This window comes from Nocardia sp. NPDC049149 (assembly GCF_043197455.1).
Lineage (GTDB): Bacteria > Actinomycetota > Actinomycetes > Mycobacteriales > Mycobacteriaceae > Nocardia.
The window spans coordinates 16,040-32,360 of record NZ_JBICTD010000013.1 but is presented as its reverse complement, the minus strand read 5'-3'; the positions used below and the strand labels follow the sequence as shown (position 1 = coordinate 32,360).

14 protein-coding genes and 1 tRNA gene are annotated in these 16,321 nt (G+C 68.0%); 13 read left to right on the top strand and 2 right to left on the bottom strand.

Annotated elements, in window-relative coordinates:
- Positions 1 to 446: 446 nt before the first annotated feature.
- From ssd to ACGFNJ_RS38070, 7 genes are all read left to right on the top strand, one after another.
- Complete coding sequence (ssd, locus tag ACGFNJ_RS38100; RefSeq protein ID WP_393460103.1) at positions 447 to 1,556, top strand: septum site-determining protein Ssd; 1,110 nt, start codon at positions 447 to 449, stop codon at positions 1,554 to 1,556.
- Positions 1,553 to 2,737, top strand: coding sequence for a TadA family conjugal transfer-associated ATPase (locus tag ACGFNJ_RS38095; protein WP_393460100.1), 1,185 nt, complete (start codon positions 1,553 to 1,555; stop codon positions 2,735 to 2,737). The genes ssd and ACGFNJ_RS38095 overlap by 4 nt, the downstream gene beginning before the upstream one ends.
- Before the next feature lie 235 nt (positions 2,738 to 2,972).
- The gene (locus ACGFNJ_RS38090) at positions 2,973 to 3,764 is read left to right on the top strand and encodes a type II secretion system F family protein (RefSeq protein WP_393460097.1); all 792 of its coding nucleotides are present in this window, start codon (positions 2,973 to 2,975) and stop codon (positions 3,762 to 3,764) included.
- Between the two features lie 435 nt (positions 3,765 to 4,199).
- Positions 4,200 to 4,823 (top strand): type II secretion system F family protein, encoded by a 624-nt coding sequence (locus tag ACGFNJ_RS38085; RefSeq protein WP_393460094.1) that lies wholly within the window; start codon positions 4,200 to 4,202, stop codon positions 4,821 to 4,823.
- 153 nt (positions 4,824 to 4,976) lie between these two features.
- Positions 4,977 to 5,144, top strand: a complete 168-nt coding sequence (locus tag ACGFNJ_RS38080) for a DUF4244 domain-containing protein (RefSeq protein WP_393460536.1) — start codon at positions 4,977 to 4,979, stop codon at positions 5,142 to 5,144.
- A gap of 62 nt (positions 5,145 to 5,206) precedes the next feature.
- Positions 5,207 to 5,521, top strand: a complete 315-nt coding sequence (locus ACGFNJ_RS38075; protein WP_393460091.1) for a TadE family type IV pilus minor pilin — start codon at positions 5,207 to 5,209, stop codon at positions 5,519 to 5,521.
- The gene (locus tag ACGFNJ_RS38070; RefSeq protein WP_393460088.1) at positions 5,518 to 5,940 is read left to right on the top strand and encodes an Rv3654c family TadE-like protein; all 423 of its coding nucleotides are present in this window, start codon (positions 5,518 to 5,520) and stop codon (positions 5,938 to 5,940) included. The genes ACGFNJ_RS38075 and ACGFNJ_RS38070 overlap by 4 nt, the downstream gene beginning before the upstream one ends.
- Before the next feature lie 314 nt (positions 5,941 to 6,254).
- Here ACGFNJ_RS38070 and ACGFNJ_RS38065 read toward each other — a convergent pair whose 3' ends face one another.
- On the bottom strand, positions 6,255 to 8,621 hold the full coding sequence (locus ACGFNJ_RS38065) for a DEAD/DEAH box helicase (RefSeq protein ID WP_393460085.1): 2,367 nt from the start codon (positions 8,619 to 8,621) through the stop codon (positions 6,255 to 6,257).
- 436 nt (positions 8,622 to 9,057) lie between these two features.
- Between ACGFNJ_RS38065 and ACGFNJ_RS38060 the strand changes: the two genes are divergently transcribed.
- From ACGFNJ_RS38060 to ACGFNJ_RS38050, 3 genes are all read left to right on the top strand, one after another.
- Positions 9,058 to 9,264: a cold-shock protein gene (locus ACGFNJ_RS38060; RefSeq protein WP_011206895.1), complete on the top strand. Its 207-nt coding sequence runs from the start codon at positions 9,058 to 9,060 to the stop codon at positions 9,262 to 9,264.
- 323 nt (positions 9,265 to 9,587) lie between these two features.
- Positions 9,588 to 12,482, top strand: coding sequence for a type I DNA topoisomerase (topA, locus tag ACGFNJ_RS38055; RefSeq protein WP_393460082.1), 2,895 nt, complete (start codon positions 9,588 to 9,590; stop codon positions 12,480 to 12,482).
- A 67-nt stretch (positions 12,483 to 12,549) separates the two neighbouring features.
- Positions 12,550 to 13,053, top strand: a complete 504-nt coding sequence (locus tag ACGFNJ_RS38050) for a DUF664 domain-containing protein (RefSeq protein ID WP_393460079.1) — start codon at positions 12,550 to 12,552, stop codon at positions 13,051 to 13,053.
- Between the two features lie 199 nt (positions 13,054 to 13,252).
- On the opposite strand, the gene ACGFNJ_RS38045 is transcribed toward ACGFNJ_RS38050, so the two are convergent.
- Complete coding sequence (locus ACGFNJ_RS38045; protein ID WP_393460076.1) at positions 13,253 to 13,798, bottom strand: DJ-1/PfpI family protein; 546 nt, start codon at positions 13,796 to 13,798, stop codon at positions 13,253 to 13,255.
- A 113-nt stretch (positions 13,799 to 13,911) separates the two neighbouring features.
- On the opposite strand from ACGFNJ_RS38045, the gene ACGFNJ_RS38040 reads away from it, so the two are divergent.
- From ACGFNJ_RS38040 to ACGFNJ_RS38030, 3 genes are all read left to right on the top strand, one after another.
- Complete coding sequence (locus tag ACGFNJ_RS38040) at positions 13,912 to 15,117, top strand: DNA polymerase III subunit delta' (RefSeq protein WP_393460073.1); 1,206 nt, start codon at positions 13,912 to 13,914, stop codon at positions 15,115 to 15,117.
- A gap of 189 nt (positions 15,118 to 15,306) precedes the next feature.
- Positions 15,307 to 15,382: transfer RNA gene (locus tag ACGFNJ_RS38035), tRNA-Thr, on the top strand.
- A gap of 440 nt (positions 15,383 to 15,822) precedes the next feature.
- The gene (locus ACGFNJ_RS38030; RefSeq protein WP_393460071.1) at positions 15,823 to 16,191 is read left to right on the top strand and encodes a hypothetical protein; all 369 of its coding nucleotides are present in this window, start codon (positions 15,823 to 15,825) and stop codon (positions 16,189 to 16,191) included.
- Positions 16,192 to 16,321 lie beyond the last annotated feature (130 nt).

The following is a 16,321-nucleotide window of genomic DNA, read 5'->3' as shown; positions in this document are numbered from 1 at the left end:
ACGCGGTGTGCGCCTGCCCGTCCTCGGCAGTCTCGTCGGGATCGACCCCCGGTGTGCGGCGGAGGCGGACTGTGTGCTGTCCCTGCCTGTCCTGGTCGGTTGACCACCACTGTCGCGGGGCCCGACCGCGGGTGCGAGCGGGGAGTTTGCCCCGGCCCCTCGAGGCTCGTAATCGCTGCAAAGTTCTCCCGCCACAGACTTGCGTTGTGGGCGGGGCTTGGGTGTAGTATTGCTGGCACCTGGACATGGTCCAGGCGCGTTCAGCCCGACCCCCCGGGGCTGAACCCGACGGCCCCAGCCTCCTCCCCCCCCGGCTGGGGCCGTCCTCTATTTTCAGGACGATTCCTGTCCCACTCGGCGCTCAGAAGTTCTCCACACGCGCGAGTTATCCACAATCGCTACAACGGCTCTTCTGCCGTCGCCTGGATTCGGCAACGCTCAGCCGCATGAATCTTGAAGTGGCGCCGGACAACAGCCCGCCGCCGGCGCTCGTGCTCATCCACGACACCCGGCTGCGCGACGAAATACGCCGTGTCGCAGCCGCCGCCGAGCGCGGCCTCGACGAACGCCCGCTGCCCGTCGGCAGGCACCCGTGGACCGGCGCTCCCTTAGTGATCCTCGACACAGTCACGGCGCTGGCGGTCGCTGATGCCGGATATCTGCGCCGCATCGGCGTCGTCCTCGTCACGGACGGCGAGCCGGGATTGCTCGATTGGCAGGCCGCCGCCTCGGTCGGCGCCGAGCGCGTCATCGCGCTTCCCGGCGCCGCCGAAAGACTTATCGAGATGTTTGCTGAGTACGGCGAGCGACGCGCAGGAGACGGTGTCGTCGTCGCCGTGGCCGGCGCGGGCGGCGGTGCCGGAGCGTCGACGCTCGCCGCCGCTGTGGCACTGCGATCCGCCGCCGAAGGGTTCCGTCGCGACACCGTCCTCGTCGATGGTGCGCCGCTCGGTGGCGGCCTCGACCTGCTACTCGGCATCGAAACGGCCGCAGGGTTGCGCTGGCCGGACCTGGTGGTGGAGGACGGACGAGTGAGCGCTGCGGCGCTGCACTCCGCGCTGCCTGCGGCGGCGCCCGGTGTGGCCGTCCTTGCCTGCGGGCGCTGCGGTGCGGGCCGGTTGCCACGCGAGATCGGTCCTGCCGCGGTCCGCGCGGTGATCGAAGCAGGCCGTGCCGCAGGCGATTTGGTTATCTGCGACATTTCCGGCGAACGCGGGCCGCACGCCGACCAGATGCTCGACTCCGCCGACCTCGTCGTGCTCGTCGTTCCTGCGCGATTGCGGGCCGTCGTCGCCGCCGAGGCGGTCTCCGCGCACATCGCACGCCGAAACCCCAACCAGGGCTTGATAGTCCGTGGGCCCGCCCCCGGCGGGTTGCGCGGACCCGACGTCGCCGAGGTGCTCGACCTGCCCTTGCTCGCCGCCGTGCGCGCCCAAGCCGGTTTGGCGGCCCGTCTCGAACGCGGCGGCCTCACGGTGCAGCGGCGCGGCCCGTTGCGCGATGCCGCCGACGCGGTGCTCGGCGTGCTCAGTGCGCCAGCGGGACAACGGCGATGAGCGCGCTGGTGACCTCGGAGCTGCTCGACCGGGTGCGGGAACGACTGTCCGGCGGATCGGGGGATCCTGACCCGGCTCAGGTCGCCGCTGCCATTCGGGTGGAGGCGGGCGGGGTACTCGGGGACACCGATCTACTGCGTGCGTTGCGGTTGCTGCAGACCGAGATGACCGGTGCCGGAGTGCTGGAGCCACTGCTGCACGATCCGCAGGTCGCCGACGTTCTGGTGACCGGGCCGGACGCGGTGTGGATAGATCGGGGACACGGCCTCGAACAGACCTCGATCACCTTCCCTGACGAGGCGGCAGTGCGCAGGCTCGCCCAGCGGCTCGCTCTCTCCGCGGGCCGCCGACTCGACGACGCGCAGCCGTGGGTCGACGGCAAACTGTCCGGAACCGGAGCGGCGCTGGGCGATTCGTTCGGCGTCCGGCTGCACGCCGTGCTCGCGCCGGTCGCGCACGGCGGCACCTGCCTCTCGCTGCGCATCCTCCGCCCCGCCACCCAGGGCCTCGACGCGCTCGCGGCCGCGGGTGCGGTATCGGCGGACGCAAAGCGCCTGCTGGAACGCATCATTCAGGCTCGACTTGCGTTCTTGGTGGTCGGCGGCACCGGTGCGGGTAAGACAACCCTCCTCAGCGGCCTGCTGGCCACCGTGGCCCCGAGCGAACGCATCGTCTGCGTCGAGGACGCCGCCGAACTGGCCCCACCTCATCCGCACGTGGTGCGGCTCGTCGCACGCACCGCGAACATCGAGGGCGTCGGCGAGGTGACCGTTCGTGACCTCGTCCGCCAGGCACTGCGCATGCGTCCGGACCGAATCGTTGTCGGCGAGGTCAGAGGCGCAGAGGTGATCGACCTCCTCACGGCCCTGAACACGGGCCACGACGGTGGCGCGGGAACAGTGCACGCGAACTCGCCCCAGGAAGTACCCGCCCGCCTGGAAGCCCTCGCCGCCCTCGGCGGCATGGACCGTGCCGCCCTGCACAGCCAACTGGCGGCCGCCATCCACATCGTCCTGCACGTACACCGTCGACCCGACGGCTCCCGCGGCCTCCAAGAAATCGGCCTCCTGCACCGCGCCGAATCCGGCCGCGTCCACATCGTCCCGGCCTGGCACGCGACCGCCCCGGCCCCCGCCGCCCCCGAACTGACCCGCCTCCTCGACGAAAGGCTCACCCGATGAACGGAACTGCGTCGTGTGTCCGTCCGGCACCGCGAGATGAGTCGGTCCGGTACGGATGTTGCCGTCCTCGACCTGAGCCGCCCTTCCAGGGAAGAGATCGCGCGGTGAGCAGTGCGCCGTTGTGCCGATGGTCGAGCACGATCGGGCTCCCGCCAGCACAGCACGCAGCGTCGGCTTCGTTGTTGCCGCGAACCTCCGCCGAGCTGCGCAGGTTTGTTGTGTTCGGAGCTGGTCGGTGATCACGGCGGCGGTTTGTCTCGCGGTTGCGCTGCTGGCCACGCCGGTTTCGTCAGCGCGCCGTCGATTTGCCGGACTGTTCGTCGCGCCGCCGGATTCTCGAAAGGTGGGGCGCGACAAGGCGATCCGGCTCGGTGCGGCGGCCGGAGTGCTGGCCGCGCTCGTTCTCGGAGTCGGCCCATTTCTGGCGGCGGCGATGACGGCGGGGACGATCGGATTCCGCGTGCGCCGCGCCGCCCTCGATCGCCGCAGGACGATCGAATGTGCCTGTCTGCTCGATGCTTTGGAGGCGGTGATCGGCGAGTTGCGGGTCGGCGCACACCCGAGCGCGGCGGCGGAAGTAGCAGCGGGCGAAGCACGAGGCGCCTCCGCCAAGGCGTTCGCGGTGAGCGCCGGGCGCAGCAGGTTGGGCGGCTCCGCGGCGGACGGGCTGCGGCAACCGGATTCGATTCTCGCGGGAGAACTCGCCCGAATCGCCGACGCATGGCAGGTCGCCGAGCGGCACGGACTAGCACTGGCCGAACTGCTGTCCGCCGCACGCGCCGACTTGGCAGGCCGCATGCGTTTCCACGGCCGCACCACCGCCGCCCTCGCAGGCCCCCGCGCAACAGCCGCCGTCCTAGCTGGGCTACCCCTGCTCGGCATCGGGCTCGGCCAGCTGATGGGCGCCGCCCCACTCCACGTCCTGTTCCTCTCATCGGCAGGCACGATCCTGCTCCCACTCGGCGCCGCCCTGGCCTGCGCCGGCCTGCTCTGGACCGACGCCATCGCCCGAAAAGTCCTCGCGTGAACCAACTCCCAGCGTCTATGCCCGCCAGCGCCGCCATTCACCCGACGCCTGCGGACGCCCGACGCCACCGCGCAACACCGATCGGTCCTGCCGCCACTCGGCGCAGCGCCCGACCTGTCCTGGAGCGATGCCACCTGAAAGGTCCTTGCGTGAACCAACTCCCAGCATCCGTGCCCGCCAGCGCCGCCACTTGCCCGACGCCTGCGGGCGCTGGAGGTCGGCGTGGGACGCCGATCGGTCCTGTTGTCACTCGGCGCAGCGTCTGGTCTGTGCTGGAGCGGTGCCATCTGAAAGGTCCTCGCGGGAACGAGCCCGCAGAGTTCCGCGTAGGCGAGTGTGGGCATTCGGCCTGCACCTGCGGGCGGCTGATGTCGTTGCTGGACGAGGTCTTGGGTGAGGAGTTCTCGCGGGCTTCGGGGTGTGGAGGGAGTGGGGATGGGTGTGGCTGTTGCGTATCCGTCGATGCCGGTGTTGTTGGTGGCGGTGGCGTTGATTCTGCTGCCCGGCCGGGTCGCGGTGAGTCGGCGGATGCGGGCGGTCTGGCAGCCGATTTCTGCGCCGGTTGCCACGAACACGGTGCGGCGACAAGCGGATCCGTTGGCGTCAGCGTCGGTGTTCGACCTGTTGGCGGCCTGCCTGCGGGCGGGGTTGCCGATGGCGAGTGCGGCGCGTGCGGTCGCACCGAGTGCACCGGAGCTGTTGGCGGCGGCCCTGTGTCGCGCCGCGGATCTACTCGCCCTCGGCGCGGACGCGGCCACCGCCTGGGAGCGCGCGGCAGAAGACAGTGCCGGACAGTCGGGTGCCGAGGACATCGAGTCGCTGGCGCGAATGGCGCGCCGGTCGGCGCGATCGGGTGCCTCGCTTGCGATAGCCGTCGGCGAGCTGGCCGAGCAGCGTCGAGCCGTGGTCGAGGATGCGGCCGCTGCTCGAGCCGAACGGGCCGGTGTCCTGATCGGCGGTCCACTCGGCCTGTGCTTCCTGCCCGCCTTTGTCTGTCTCGGCATCGTGCCGGTGGTGATCGGCTTGGCGGGCCGCGTGCTCGGCGATGGTCTGCTGTGAGCCGAGTCGGGGCGCGGCTGGGCTGCGGTGGAACGTGTCTGCGCGGATCGGCCGCGGAGGCGGGAGTGAGAGGGGAAACGAATGTCGATCGAACCGTTGACGAGTCGGGTGGCAGGCGGGCTGGCGACTGTGCACCTGCGGCTGCGCGCACGAATGTGGCAGGTGGTGGTCGCGGACGACGGGATGAGCACAGCGGAGTACGCGATCGGCACCATCGCCGCCGCGGCGTTCGGTGCGGTGCTCTACGGGGTGGTGACCGGCGACAGCATTGTGAACGCGCTGACGAAGATCATCGATCGAGCCCTCAACACCACCGTGTAGGAGGTCGACCCGACACAGTAAACCTCTGTGGTGCAACGGTTCTCGGCGACGACCAGGGCTCGGTGACGATCGAGGCCGCGATCGCGCTCGCCACCATCGTTGTTGCGGTGGTCCTGTGTCTCGGGGCATTGCTGGCGGCGTCGGCGCAGGTGCGCTGCGTCGACGCCGCCCGCGAAGCGGCCCGCCTGTCCGCCAGAGGCGACGACGCCAACGCCCTCGAGGCCGCGCGCCGCCTCGCACCACCCGAAGCCGAAATCTCCCTCCGAACAGAGGGCAACCACGTCCTAGTCCAAGTAACCACCCGCACACCGCTCCTACCCCTGCTGACCCTCCAGGGCAGCGCAATCGCCGCCCGCGAGCCGGAGGCCACACCATGAGCCCTTCGGCACTGGAAGGTCATCTGGTCGGCGCAGCGCGTGTTGGGGTCTGCAGTCGTGCTCGGAGGTGGTGTGGGTCGGAGGAAGGTGGGGCGACGGTGTTTGCGTGTCTGGTCTTGGTGGGGCTGATCGGGGTGACGTTGCTGGTCGGGCAGGTTGGGGTAGGGGTGGTTGCGCGGCACCGGGCGCAGGCGGCGGCGGATCTTGCGGCGCTCGCGGCTGCGGGGGAGTTGGTGGCCGGAGTCGATGTGGGATGCGGGGCGGCGAGCACGGTGGCGCAGCGGATGGGCGCGCGGGTTCGTGCATGTGAAGTGGCTGAGTGGGACGCCACTGTGATTGTGGAAAGGAATGTACCAATGGGTCTGTTCGGCATGCGGATGGTGAGTGCGGTTGCGCGCGCGGGACCGGTTGATCAGTGAACGAGACGACCGTCCAGAACTTCCAGCTGGATGGTTGTTGCGAGTAGCGGAAATCGGTAATTCCCCAGGCTGAATGAATTTCGGACACGCAATTGTCCGCCTCGGCGCGGATAAAGAAAAATGAATGCGCATGTCCGCAGATGTCGCCGTGGCAATAGCGCAGTTAACCTGAATACATTCCTTTTTATTCGCCGTCGGACCTTGTGCAGCTGCACGAAGCCGACGATGCCGGGGCGACACGGCGATCATGCAGGTCAGATGGATATTCGATCACGAGTCGAGCTCGGCTCGATCACGAACCGAGCTCGGCACCTTCACCTAACGGACAACTCGGCCAGCACCGCGGTCAGCAGCCTGCCCGCGCCTGCCTTGTCGAGCGGGTGGTTCCCGTTTCCGCACTTCGGGGACTGTACGCAGGACGGACACCCGGCGGCACAGCCGCAGGACTCGATGACGGCGAGCGTCGCGGAGAGCCATCGGTGCAGCTGGGCGAACCCCCGTTCGGCAAAACCGGCACCGCCGGGTTGGCCGTCGTGGACGAAGACGGTCGGCAGCCCGGTGTCCGGGTGTTCGGCGGTGGAGACACCGCCGATGTCCCACCGGTCGCAGGTCGCCACCAGCGGCAACAACCCGATCGCCGCATGTTCGGCGGCGTGCAGCGCACCCGGCACGTCCGCGGCGTCGATCCCCGCCAGCGCCAACAACTCCTGGCTCACCGTGTAGAGCACCGCCCTGGTGGGCAGCGTGTGCTCGGGCAGATCGAGTTCGACCAGGTCGAGCACCTCGCCGTTGGCGAGGGTCCGCAGATACCCGATCACCTGGCTGGTCACCCGCACCTGCGCCAATCCGGTCGTCACATGACCGTGGCGCCGCTCATCGGTCATCTCATCGATGGCGATCGAGGTGACCGACCGTGCGCTCGTGGTCCATCCCGGCTCATCGGCGTGCACAAACGCCACCCCACCGTCGAGATCCAGCTCGTCGACCACATACGTCTCGCCTTGATGCAGGTGAACGGCACCCTGATGCAGGGTCGCCGGCGCCCGGCCCGCATCGGCCGTACCGAGCAGCCTGCCGGTCTCCCCGTCGACAATGGCCACCGGCGACCCGATGCCGCCGCGGACGTCGACGGCATCATGCGGCTGCGTTTCGGCGGTGACATGCCAGCGCCCGTGATCGCCGGCCCCGGTCCTGCGCCGGATCAGACCCTTCTCGGCCAGGTCGGCGAGCAGCTCGCCCGCCCCGAACTCGGCCACCTCGGCATCGGTGAGCGGCAGTTCCAGTGCGGCGCACAGCAACTGTGGGCCGAGCACATACGGGTTGCGCGGATCGGTGATAGTGGCCTCGACGGGCTTGTCCAGCAGCGCCGCCGGATGATGCACCAGGTAGGTATCGAGCGGATCGTCCCTGGCCACCAGTACTACCAGCGACCCTTGCGCCCGCCGGCCCGCGCGCCCGGCCTGCTGCCAGAACGAGGCGACGGTGCCGGGAAATCCGGAAAGCACCACCGCGTCGAGCCCGGCGATGTCGACCCCGAGCTCGAGCGCGTTGGTGGTGGCCGCACCGAGCAGCCTGCCGTCGGAGAGCGCGGCCTCCAGGTCCCGTCGGTCCTCGGCGAGATACCCGGCCCGATATGCGGCGACGCGTTCGGCGAGTTCGGGATCGACCTCGTAGAGCAGCCGCCGCGCCTCCATGGCGGTGAGCTCGGCGCCACGCCGTGACCGTACGAAGGTCAGCGTCCTGGCTCCTTCGATCACCAGATCCGCCATGATCCGGCCTGCTTCCGAGGTCGCCGCGCGGCGGACCGGCGCGCCGTTTTCCCCGGTCATCGTGGTGAGCAGGGGTGGCTCCCACAGTGCGACGGTGCGCGGGCCCTGCGGCGACCCGTCTTCGGTGACCGCGACACAGGGCGCCCCGATCAACCGCGAGGCGGCGGCCGCGGGCTCCGCGGTGGTCGCCGAGCAGAGGACGAACACCGGATCGGCCCCGTACCGCGCCGCGATCCGCCGCAGCCTGCGCAGCACCAACGCGACGTGTGAACCGAAAACACCCCGGTAGGCGTGACATTCGTCGACCACGACATAGCGCAGCCTGCGCAGCACCCTTGCCCAGCGCTGATGCGAGCGCAGGATGCCGAGATGCAGCATGTCGGGGTTGGTGAAGACCCAGCGTGCGTTCGCGCGCACCCACTGCCTGATCTCGGCGGGCGTATCCCCGTCGTAGGTTGCCGGATAGATATCGCGCAGCGGTCCCTCGTGGGTCAGCTCGCCGACGGCACGCAGCTGATCAGCGCCGAGCGCTTTGGTCGGTGCCAAATAAATGGCAGTCGCCCGCGGGTCTTCGCGCAGCGCCGTCAATACCGGCAGTTGATATCCCAGCGACTTGCCGGATGCTGTACCGGTGCTGACCACGACGTGCGCACCGCCGAAGGCGAGGTCGGCGGTCCTGGTCTGATGGGTCCACGGCGTGTCGACGCCGGTGTCCTGTAATGCCGCGATCACTTCCGGCGATGCCCAATCAGGCCAGGTGGTGACCGCGGCAGCGCGGGCGGGTAGTTCGACGACGTGGGTCAGTCTCGGGTCCTGATCGGGCACTCCGGCCAGGACACGATTCAGCAACGATGTCCCGTAGCTGAGGTCGCTGTCGACCGCTCGCGCGGCTGTCGAGTCCGTCGGATTCATGCGGCGCGCGCCGCGACACGCTGAGAAAGTGTGAAACGTGTGCGGTTGGGAACGCCCACCTGCCATTTCGATACCAAATAGCGACCTGGGTCACAGGCTGTTTGCCATACGCCCACTCGGTTATCGAGAGGCAAACGAACCTCAAGTCTGGATTCTGGCATTCGGTCCCTCACCTGCGCATTCGCAAGATCAACTTTTTTGCAAATTGTCGGTAACTCGACTGTTGAATTGCTCGAAGACATGGTTCACTGGTTCCTGGTCGCAAGCTTCTGTGTTCGAGGGACGGATCCAAAGTCCAAACCGTCAGCAGGATCGATGTTGCGAACGGTGTGCTTGGTGCTTTCCTGCAGGGGGAACCAACAGTACAGCGGTCGGAACGGACCCGGTGGACGAACCCAGTTGTCCGCCGTTCCGGTAAGAAAAGAGAAGGAACAGAATGGCACAGGGAACTGTGAAGTGGTTCAACGCGGAGAAGGGGTTCGGCTTCATCGCGCCCGAGGACGGCTCCGCTGACGTCTTCGTCCACTACTCCGAAATTCAGGGGTCGGGCTTCCGTACCCTCGAAGAGAACCAGAAGGTCGAGTTCGAGGTCGGCCAGGGCACCAAGGGCCCGCAGGCCACTGGAGTTCGCGCGCTCAGCTGAGCGTCGCAATCCACCACTCGTCCCTCACCGCCGGTAACCGGAGGTGGGGGACGAGCTATATCTAGGGCAGGACACAACCCAGCGTGTCATGCTGGAACGCCCTGTTGAACACGCCGTGGCGCAGCCGCGGCGAAAAGACAGGGCATACTGATTCGCAATGACGCGCGTACGCTCTGTGGTTCAAGTCGCAAGCACTCGGCCACACGTAGCGTCAAGGTATAAACGTGTCTGGTGGCGACGCCCAGCCGTCGTCGCCGCTTGCCCCAGCCGCGCTGAGCGCTGAAAAGCGTCCGCGCGGGTCGACAGGAAAGGTGTATTCGCCGGTGGCAACACGAGACCGCGGTGCAGCCGACCAGGGCCGTCCCCTGCGTCGTCTCGTGATCGTCGAGTCCCCTACCAAGGCCCGCAAAATAGCGCCTTACCTCGGCCGTAACTACACGGTCGAGGCCTCGGTGGGGCACATCCGAGACCTACCGCGCGGTGCCGCGGACGTTCCGGCCAAGTACAAAGGCCAGTCCTGGGCGCGCCTCGGCGTCGACGTCGACCACGACTTCGAGCCCATCTACGTGGTGAGCCCCGATAAGAAGGCCAAAGTCACCGAGCTCAAGAGCCTGCTCAAGGACGCCGACGAGCTCTACCTCGCCACCGACCCCGATCGCGAGGGCGAGGCCATCGCCTGGCATCTGCTCGAAACGCTGAAGCCGAAGGTCCCGGTCCGGCGCATGGTGTTCCACGAGATCACCGAGCCCGCGATCCAGGCGGCCGCGGCCGACACGCGCGAACTCGACAACGACCTCGTCGACGCGCAGGAGACCCGTCGCATCCTGGACCGGCTGTACGGCTACGAGGTCAGCCCGGTGCTGTGGAAGAAGGTCATGCCCCGGCTGTCGGCCGGCCGTGTGCAGTCGGTCGCCACCAGGGTGATCGTGCAGCGCGAGCGCGAGCGGATGGCGTTCCGGTCCGCCGAGTACTGGGATATCGCCGCGAAGCTCGACGCGGGCCCCGGCGAAGACGGCGACACCAGCAACCCGAGGACCTTCGGGGCGCGGTTGGTGAACGTCGCGGGCGCACGAGTCGCGACCGGTCGCGACTTCGGCTCGGACGGACAGCTCAAGACCGCCACCGGTGTGGTCGTGCTCGACGAAACCTATGCCCGCGCGTTGGCGCAGGCGTTGGACGGCGCCGATCTGGTGGTCTCCTCCGCAGAGGCCAAGCCGTACACCCGCAAGCCGTACCCGCCCTTCATGACCTCGACGCTGCAGCAGGAGGCGGGGCGCAAGCTGCGCTTCAACTCCGAGCGCACCATGCGGGTCGCGCAGCGGCTGTATGAAAACGGCTACATCACCTACATGCGTACCGACTCGACCACGCTGTCGGAGTCGGCAATCGCCGCGGCCCGGTCGCAGGCGACTCAGCTGTACGGCGCCGAATACGTGCACCCATCGCCGCGGCAGTACACCCGCAAGGTGAAGAACGCGCAGGAGGCACACGAGGCGATCCGCCCGGCGGGTGACACCTTCGCGACTCCGGGCCAGCTGCACGCGCGGCTGGACAACGACGAGTTCCGGCTCTACGAGATGATCTGGCAGCGCACGGTCGCGTCGCAGATGGCCGACGCCAGAGGCACCACGCTGACCCTGCGCATCACCGGCACCGCGAGCAGCGGTGAGGAATGCGTCTTCTCGGCCTCCGGTCGCACCATCACCTTTGCAGGCTTCCTGAAGGCCTACGTGGAGAGCGTCGACGAGGAGGCGGGTGGCCAGTCCGACGACGCCGAATCCCGGTTGCCCGCGCTCGAAGAGGGGCAGGGTGTCACCGCGGTCGAGCTGAACCCCGATGGGCACAGCACGAATCCGCCTGCCAGATATACCGAAGCTTCGCTCATCAAGACGCTCGAAGATCTCGGCATCGGCCGACCGTCGACGTACGCATCGATCATCAAGACGATTCTCGACCGAGGCTATGTGTACAAGCGCGGTAGCGCGCTGGTGCCGTCCTGGGTCGCGTTCGCCGTGATCGGTTTGCTGGAAGAGCATTTCGGCCGTCTGGTCGACTTCGACTTCACCGCGGGCATGGAGGACGACCTCGACGCCATCGCGGGCGGGCGTGAGCAGCGCGGAAACTGGTTGTCCAGCTTCTACTTCGGCGGTGACCACGGCGTCGAAGGTTCGGTCGCGCGCTCCGGCGGTCTGAAGAAGATGGTCGGTGAGCGGCTCGACGACATCGATGCGCGCGAGATCAACTCCATCAAGCTCTTCACCGACGAGGACGGGCGCGACGTCGTCGTCCGGGTCGGCAGGTATGGGCCGTACCTGGAGCGCATGATCATCAATCCCGATGACCCAGAAGGGGATTCGATCTCGCAGCGGGCCAACCTGCCCGACGATCTTTCGCCGGACGAGCTGACCCCCGAGGTCGCCGAGAAGCTGTTCTCGACGCCGCAGGAGGGCAGGATCCTCGGTACGGATCCAGGCAGCGGGCACGAAATCGTTGCCAAGGAAGGACGTTTCGGCCCGTACGTCACCGAGGTGCTGCCCGAACCGCCCGCCGAGGAAACGGCGGCGCCTGCCAAGAAGACCGCGAAGAAGGCGGCCGCGCCCAAGCCGCGCACCGGATCATTGTTCAAGTCAATGGATTTGGCGACAATCACGCTCGACGACGCGCTCAAGCTGCTTTCGCTGCCGCGGGTGGTCGGCGCCGATCCGGCCTCCGGTGAGGAGATCACCGCGCAGAACGGGCGCTACGGTCCCTACCTGAAGAAGGGCACCGATTCGCGGTCGCTCACCAGCGAGGACCAGATCTTCGACGTGACACTCGAGGAGGCGCTGAAGATCTACGCCGAGCCGAAGCGGCGCGGGCGGCAGGCTTCGGCCGCGGCGCCGCTGCGCGAGCTCGGCGACGACTCGGCCTCCGGCAAGCCGATGGTGATCAAGGACGGCCGGTTCGGTCCGTATGTCACCGACGGCGAGACCAATGCCACGCTGCGCAAGGGCGACGAGATCGAGTCGATCACCCCGGAGCGGGCGATGGAGCTGCTCGCGGATCGGCGGGCGCGCGGACCGGTGAAGAAGACGGCCAAGAAGGCGGCGGCCAAGAAGGCGCCCGCGAAGAAGACCGCGGCGAAGAAGACCGCCGCCAAGACGACCACCAAAACGGTCGCCAAGAAGACCGCCGCGAAGAAGGCGGCGACCAAGAAGACCGGCGTCGGGAACTCCTGAGTTCGCGGGTCGCGCCGCGGGCCGCTAGTTTACGGTCCGAAGTGCACGACCCGCGAAAGGATTGTCCATGGCCGACCAGGAACGCGAAGACCTGATCAGCATGCTCGCCGCTCAGCGAGCACTGTTCCGGATCACGGTGCGCGGCATCGACGATCAGCAGGCGCGGCAGCGCACGACCGCCAGCGAGCTGACCCTCGGCGGGCTACTGCACCACTTGATCAGCTGCGAAGGGCACTGGGTCAAGGTGCTCATCGAGCGCGACGAGAACGCGGTGGTGGAGCTCTCGCAGTTCGAGGGCGAGTATCGGATGGCCGACGGTGAGACCGTCGAAGGGCTGCTCGCCGAGTGGGACACGGTGGCGGCGGCGACCACCGAGCTGATTCGCACGGTGGACAGTCTGGACACCTCGGTGCCGACGCCGCTCGCGCCGTGGTCGCCGGAGCGGGAATGGTGGACGGTGCGCTACACGCTGCTGCACATTCTGCGGGAGATCTCGCACCACTCCGGGCACGCCGACATCATCCGCGAGGAACTCGACGGGGCGAACACCACGTTGGCGCAGATCACCTAGGGGATCGCGATTGCCGTTGTGCGGGTGCAGATTTCGGCGCAACGTGCGGTCGGTGTCGACATCGAACCTGCCTGTCCGGCCGTACGTTACGACTCGCTGTCTGGGCGCATGACGGCTTGCCGTCTCGGCGCACCTGCCAGCGGCATGGCGTACTAACCACGGGCACAACGTAGTTGGCGCAGCACAGCGGTTGCCGGTGCTAACTCCTGAGCAGCCTGAGGAATTCGCGCATCCACGCCGGGTGATCCGGCCAGGCGCGGCCGGTGACGATGTTCTCGTCGACGTACGCCTCGCTGTCGACGAACTTCCCGCCTGCCGCCTCGATGTCCGGGGCCAGCGCGGGATAGGCGCTGCACGCGCGGCCGACCAAAATGCCCGCGGCAGCGAGGATCAGCGGTCCGTGGCAGAGCGCGGCGATGGGCTTGCCCGCCTCCGCGAAGTGGCGGGCCAGCCGCTGACAGTCCGGGTTGTTGCGCAGGTATTCCGGCGCGCGGCCGCCCGGCACCACCAGCGCGGCGTAGGCGGACGGGTCGACATCTTCGAACGCGATGTCGGCGGGCCAAGTGTGGCCTGGCTTTTCGGTGTACGTATCGAAGCCGTCGACGAAGTCGTGCACCACGAACTGCAGCTTCTTGACGGCGGGGGCCGCGATGTCCACCTCGTGGCCCTCTTCGAGTAGGCGCTGATACGGGTACATGACCTCGAGGTCTTCCGCCGCGTCGCCGGTGATCAACAGAATCTTCACGGTGATTCCACCTCCTTCTCGAGGATCCGCCCACCGTCCAGGACGGTCAATACCGGTGGGCGCGTCGTGGAGGCCGGCGATCGGTGTCGGTGGGGGCGGCTAGGGTGTACGGCGTGGCAGGTGTCTTCGATCGGTTGGTCGGCCAGGATGCGGTCGAGTCCGAGCTGACGGCTGCCGCCATCGCGGCGCGTGCCGACGTGGTGCAGGGGGCGATGACGCACTCGTGGCTGTTCACCGGGCCGCCCGGATCGGGGAGATCCGTTGCGGCACTGTGTTTTGCGGCCGCACTGCAGTGCACCGACCCTGGCTCGCCCGGCTGTGGTCGCTGCCATGCCTGCACCACGACCATGGCGGGCACGCACGGTGACGTGCGTCGGGTGATCCCCGAGGGGCTGAGCATCAGCACCAAGGAGATGCGCGAGATCGTGCAGATCGCGTCCCGCAGGCCGAGCACCGGCCGCTGGCAGGTGGTGGTCATCGAGGACGCCGACCGGCTGACCGAAGCCGCGGGCAACGTGCTGCTGAAGGTGGTCGAGGAGCCGCCGGACCGGACCGTGTTCCTGCTCTGCGCGCCCTCGGTCGATCCGGAGGACATCTCGGTGACGCTGCGCTCCCGCTGCCGACATGTGCACCTGGTGACCCCCTCGGTCCCCGCCATCGCGCAGGTGCTCCGCGACCGCGACAAACTCGACGAGAAGACCGCGAACTGGGCCGCCTCGATCAGCGGCGGCCACGTCGGCCGCGCCCGTCGCCTCGCCACCGACGAAGAGGCCCGCGCCCGCCGCCAACGCGCATTGGCACTGGTCGCCGCCGCGTCGAAGCCCGGCGCCGCCTACGCCGCCGCCGACGAACTGGTGAAGGCGGCCGACGACGAAGCCAAGCAGATGAGCGCCACCCGCGACGACCGCGAGCGCGAGGAACTGGCCACCGCCATGGGTGCAGGCGGCACCGGCAAGGGTGCGGCAAGCGCCACCCGCGGTTCCGCGGGCGTACTCAAAGACCTGGAGCGACGGCAGAAGTCGCGCGCCACCCGCACCGGCCGCGACGCGCTCGATCGCGCCCTGATCGATGTGGCAGGCGTCTACCGCGACGCCCTCGCCGTCCGTTTCGGCGCCGCCCGCAACGGCTCCGGCGTCGCCCTCACCCACCCCGACCTGTCCGACCAGATCCACGACCTGGCCCGCCGGGTCAGCCCCGAGAACCTGCTCCGCTCCATCGACGCCGTCCTCGACTGCCGCGAAGCCCTCGACCTCAACGTCAAACCCCGCTTCGCCTTGGCTGCCCTGGCCGCCGCCCTGATGTCTGCCCAAACCACCTAACCCCGTCGGGTCTACGTAGTAGACCGCCTCGCGCGCTGTCCTCGCGCGACCGGACGGGCGCGACCTGCGGCTGAGCTTCTTCGATGGCCACCCTGCCGACCGGGAGCCTGCCGACCTTCCGGACCGCGATGACCACCCGTTTTCACAATCCACCCCCCGAGGCGATAGACTCGCCAGGCCGAAAGGCACGCCGCCTTAGCTCAGTCGGTAGAGCGCTTCACTCGTAATGAAAAGGTCGCGAGTTCGATTCTCGCAGGCGGCTCCACAAAAACCCCTGACGTGTGTTCACGCCGGGGGCTTGTTGGTTCAGGTCGCCCATTCGCTCGGTGGCCAGGTGTGTCATTCCGCTCTCCGGCCCTACGAGGAGTCGACACCGCTGCGCTTTGGACTTCGAGTCCAACTAAGCTCCGATGAATTCGTTCCGGCCCTTCGGCGGCTGCCGCCGTATCGCCGCGGGGCTGTGTGGACGTGATCGCGGAACATCTTGCGCTGCTGGGTCATCCGATGGTCGACTGTGGCTGCGGATAGGCCGGAATCGACTCGATCAGCGGCGTCGACGGCATAGGGTCATCGGGTCGGTGGGCGGTTTGGGACGCGTCTATCGGCGGGTAGATGGGCGGTGCCATCTGGCACGGCCGTTGCTTTGGTTGTCACAGCTCGGTATCCGCAAACGATGGTCTGTTGAACCTTTCGGGAGGATTTCGAATGAGAAAAACGATGGTCGCCGCTGTACGCGTCGGCGCTGCTGCCGTGTCAGTGCTCGGCTTTGCCGCGGTGGTCGGCGCGGGCACTGCGCAAGCGGCGCCGGAGGATTGTGTCGTCACGCGGGACCTGGTCAGCGCGACGGCGACCTGTCACGACGCCGATGCGCCTGCGGGCAGGGAATATGCCCTAGTTGTCGAGTGCTTCGGACTGGCGGGCGTGCCGAATGCCTTTCCGCTCATGGCTATTGGCCCGTACCGGGGCGGGTGGAGCGGTTCGTTCAGTCCGACCGGTCAAGGGACGGCTTCGTGTCTGGGGCCGACCAGCATCGGCACCGCGACCAATGCCTACGTGAGGATTTACCGCGACTGATCGAAGTCGGGATGTCGGTTCGTTCAGCGCGACGTGCCGCACGTCGCGCTGAATGGAGGGGCGCGTTCGGGAGATCGCGGCTCAGTTCTGCTGCGAGGCAGCCGCATTGAGATCTATAGCGTCGATGACC

Coding starts and splice junctions, on each gene's coding strand:
- ssd (WP_393460103.1), top strand. CDS start 447: ATGAATCTTGAAGTGGCGCCGGACAACAGCCCGCCGCCGGCGCTCGTG.
- ACGFNJ_RS38095 (WP_393460100.1), top strand. CDS start 1,553: ATGAGCGCGCTGGTGACCTCGGAGCTGCTCGACCGGGTGCGGGAACGA.
- ACGFNJ_RS38085 (WP_393460094.1), top strand. CDS start 4,200: ATGGGTGTGGCTGTTGCGTATCCGTCGATGCCGGTGTTGTTGGTGGCG.
- ACGFNJ_RS38080 (WP_393460536.1), top strand. CDS start 4,977: ATGTGGCAGGTGGTGGTCGCGGACGACGGGATGAGCACAGCGGAGTAC.
- ACGFNJ_RS38070 (WP_393460088.1), top strand. CDS start 5,518: ATGAGCCCTTCGGCACTGGAAGGTCATCTGGTCGGCGCAGCGCGTGTT.
- ACGFNJ_RS38065 (WP_393460085.1), bottom strand. CDS start 8,621: ATGAATCCGACGGACTCGACAGCCGCGCGAGCGGTCGACAGCGACCTC.
- ACGFNJ_RS38060 (WP_011206895.1), top strand. CDS start 9,058: ATGGCACAGGGAACTGTGAAGTGGTTCAACGCGGAGAAGGGGTTCGGC.
- ACGFNJ_RS38050 (WP_393460079.1), top strand. CDS start 12,550: ATGGCCGACCAGGAACGCGAAGACCTGATCAGCATGCTCGCCGCTCAG.
- ACGFNJ_RS38030 (WP_393460071.1), top strand. CDS start 15,823: ATGAGAAAAACGATGGTCGCCGCTGTACGCGTCGGCGCTGCTGCCGTG.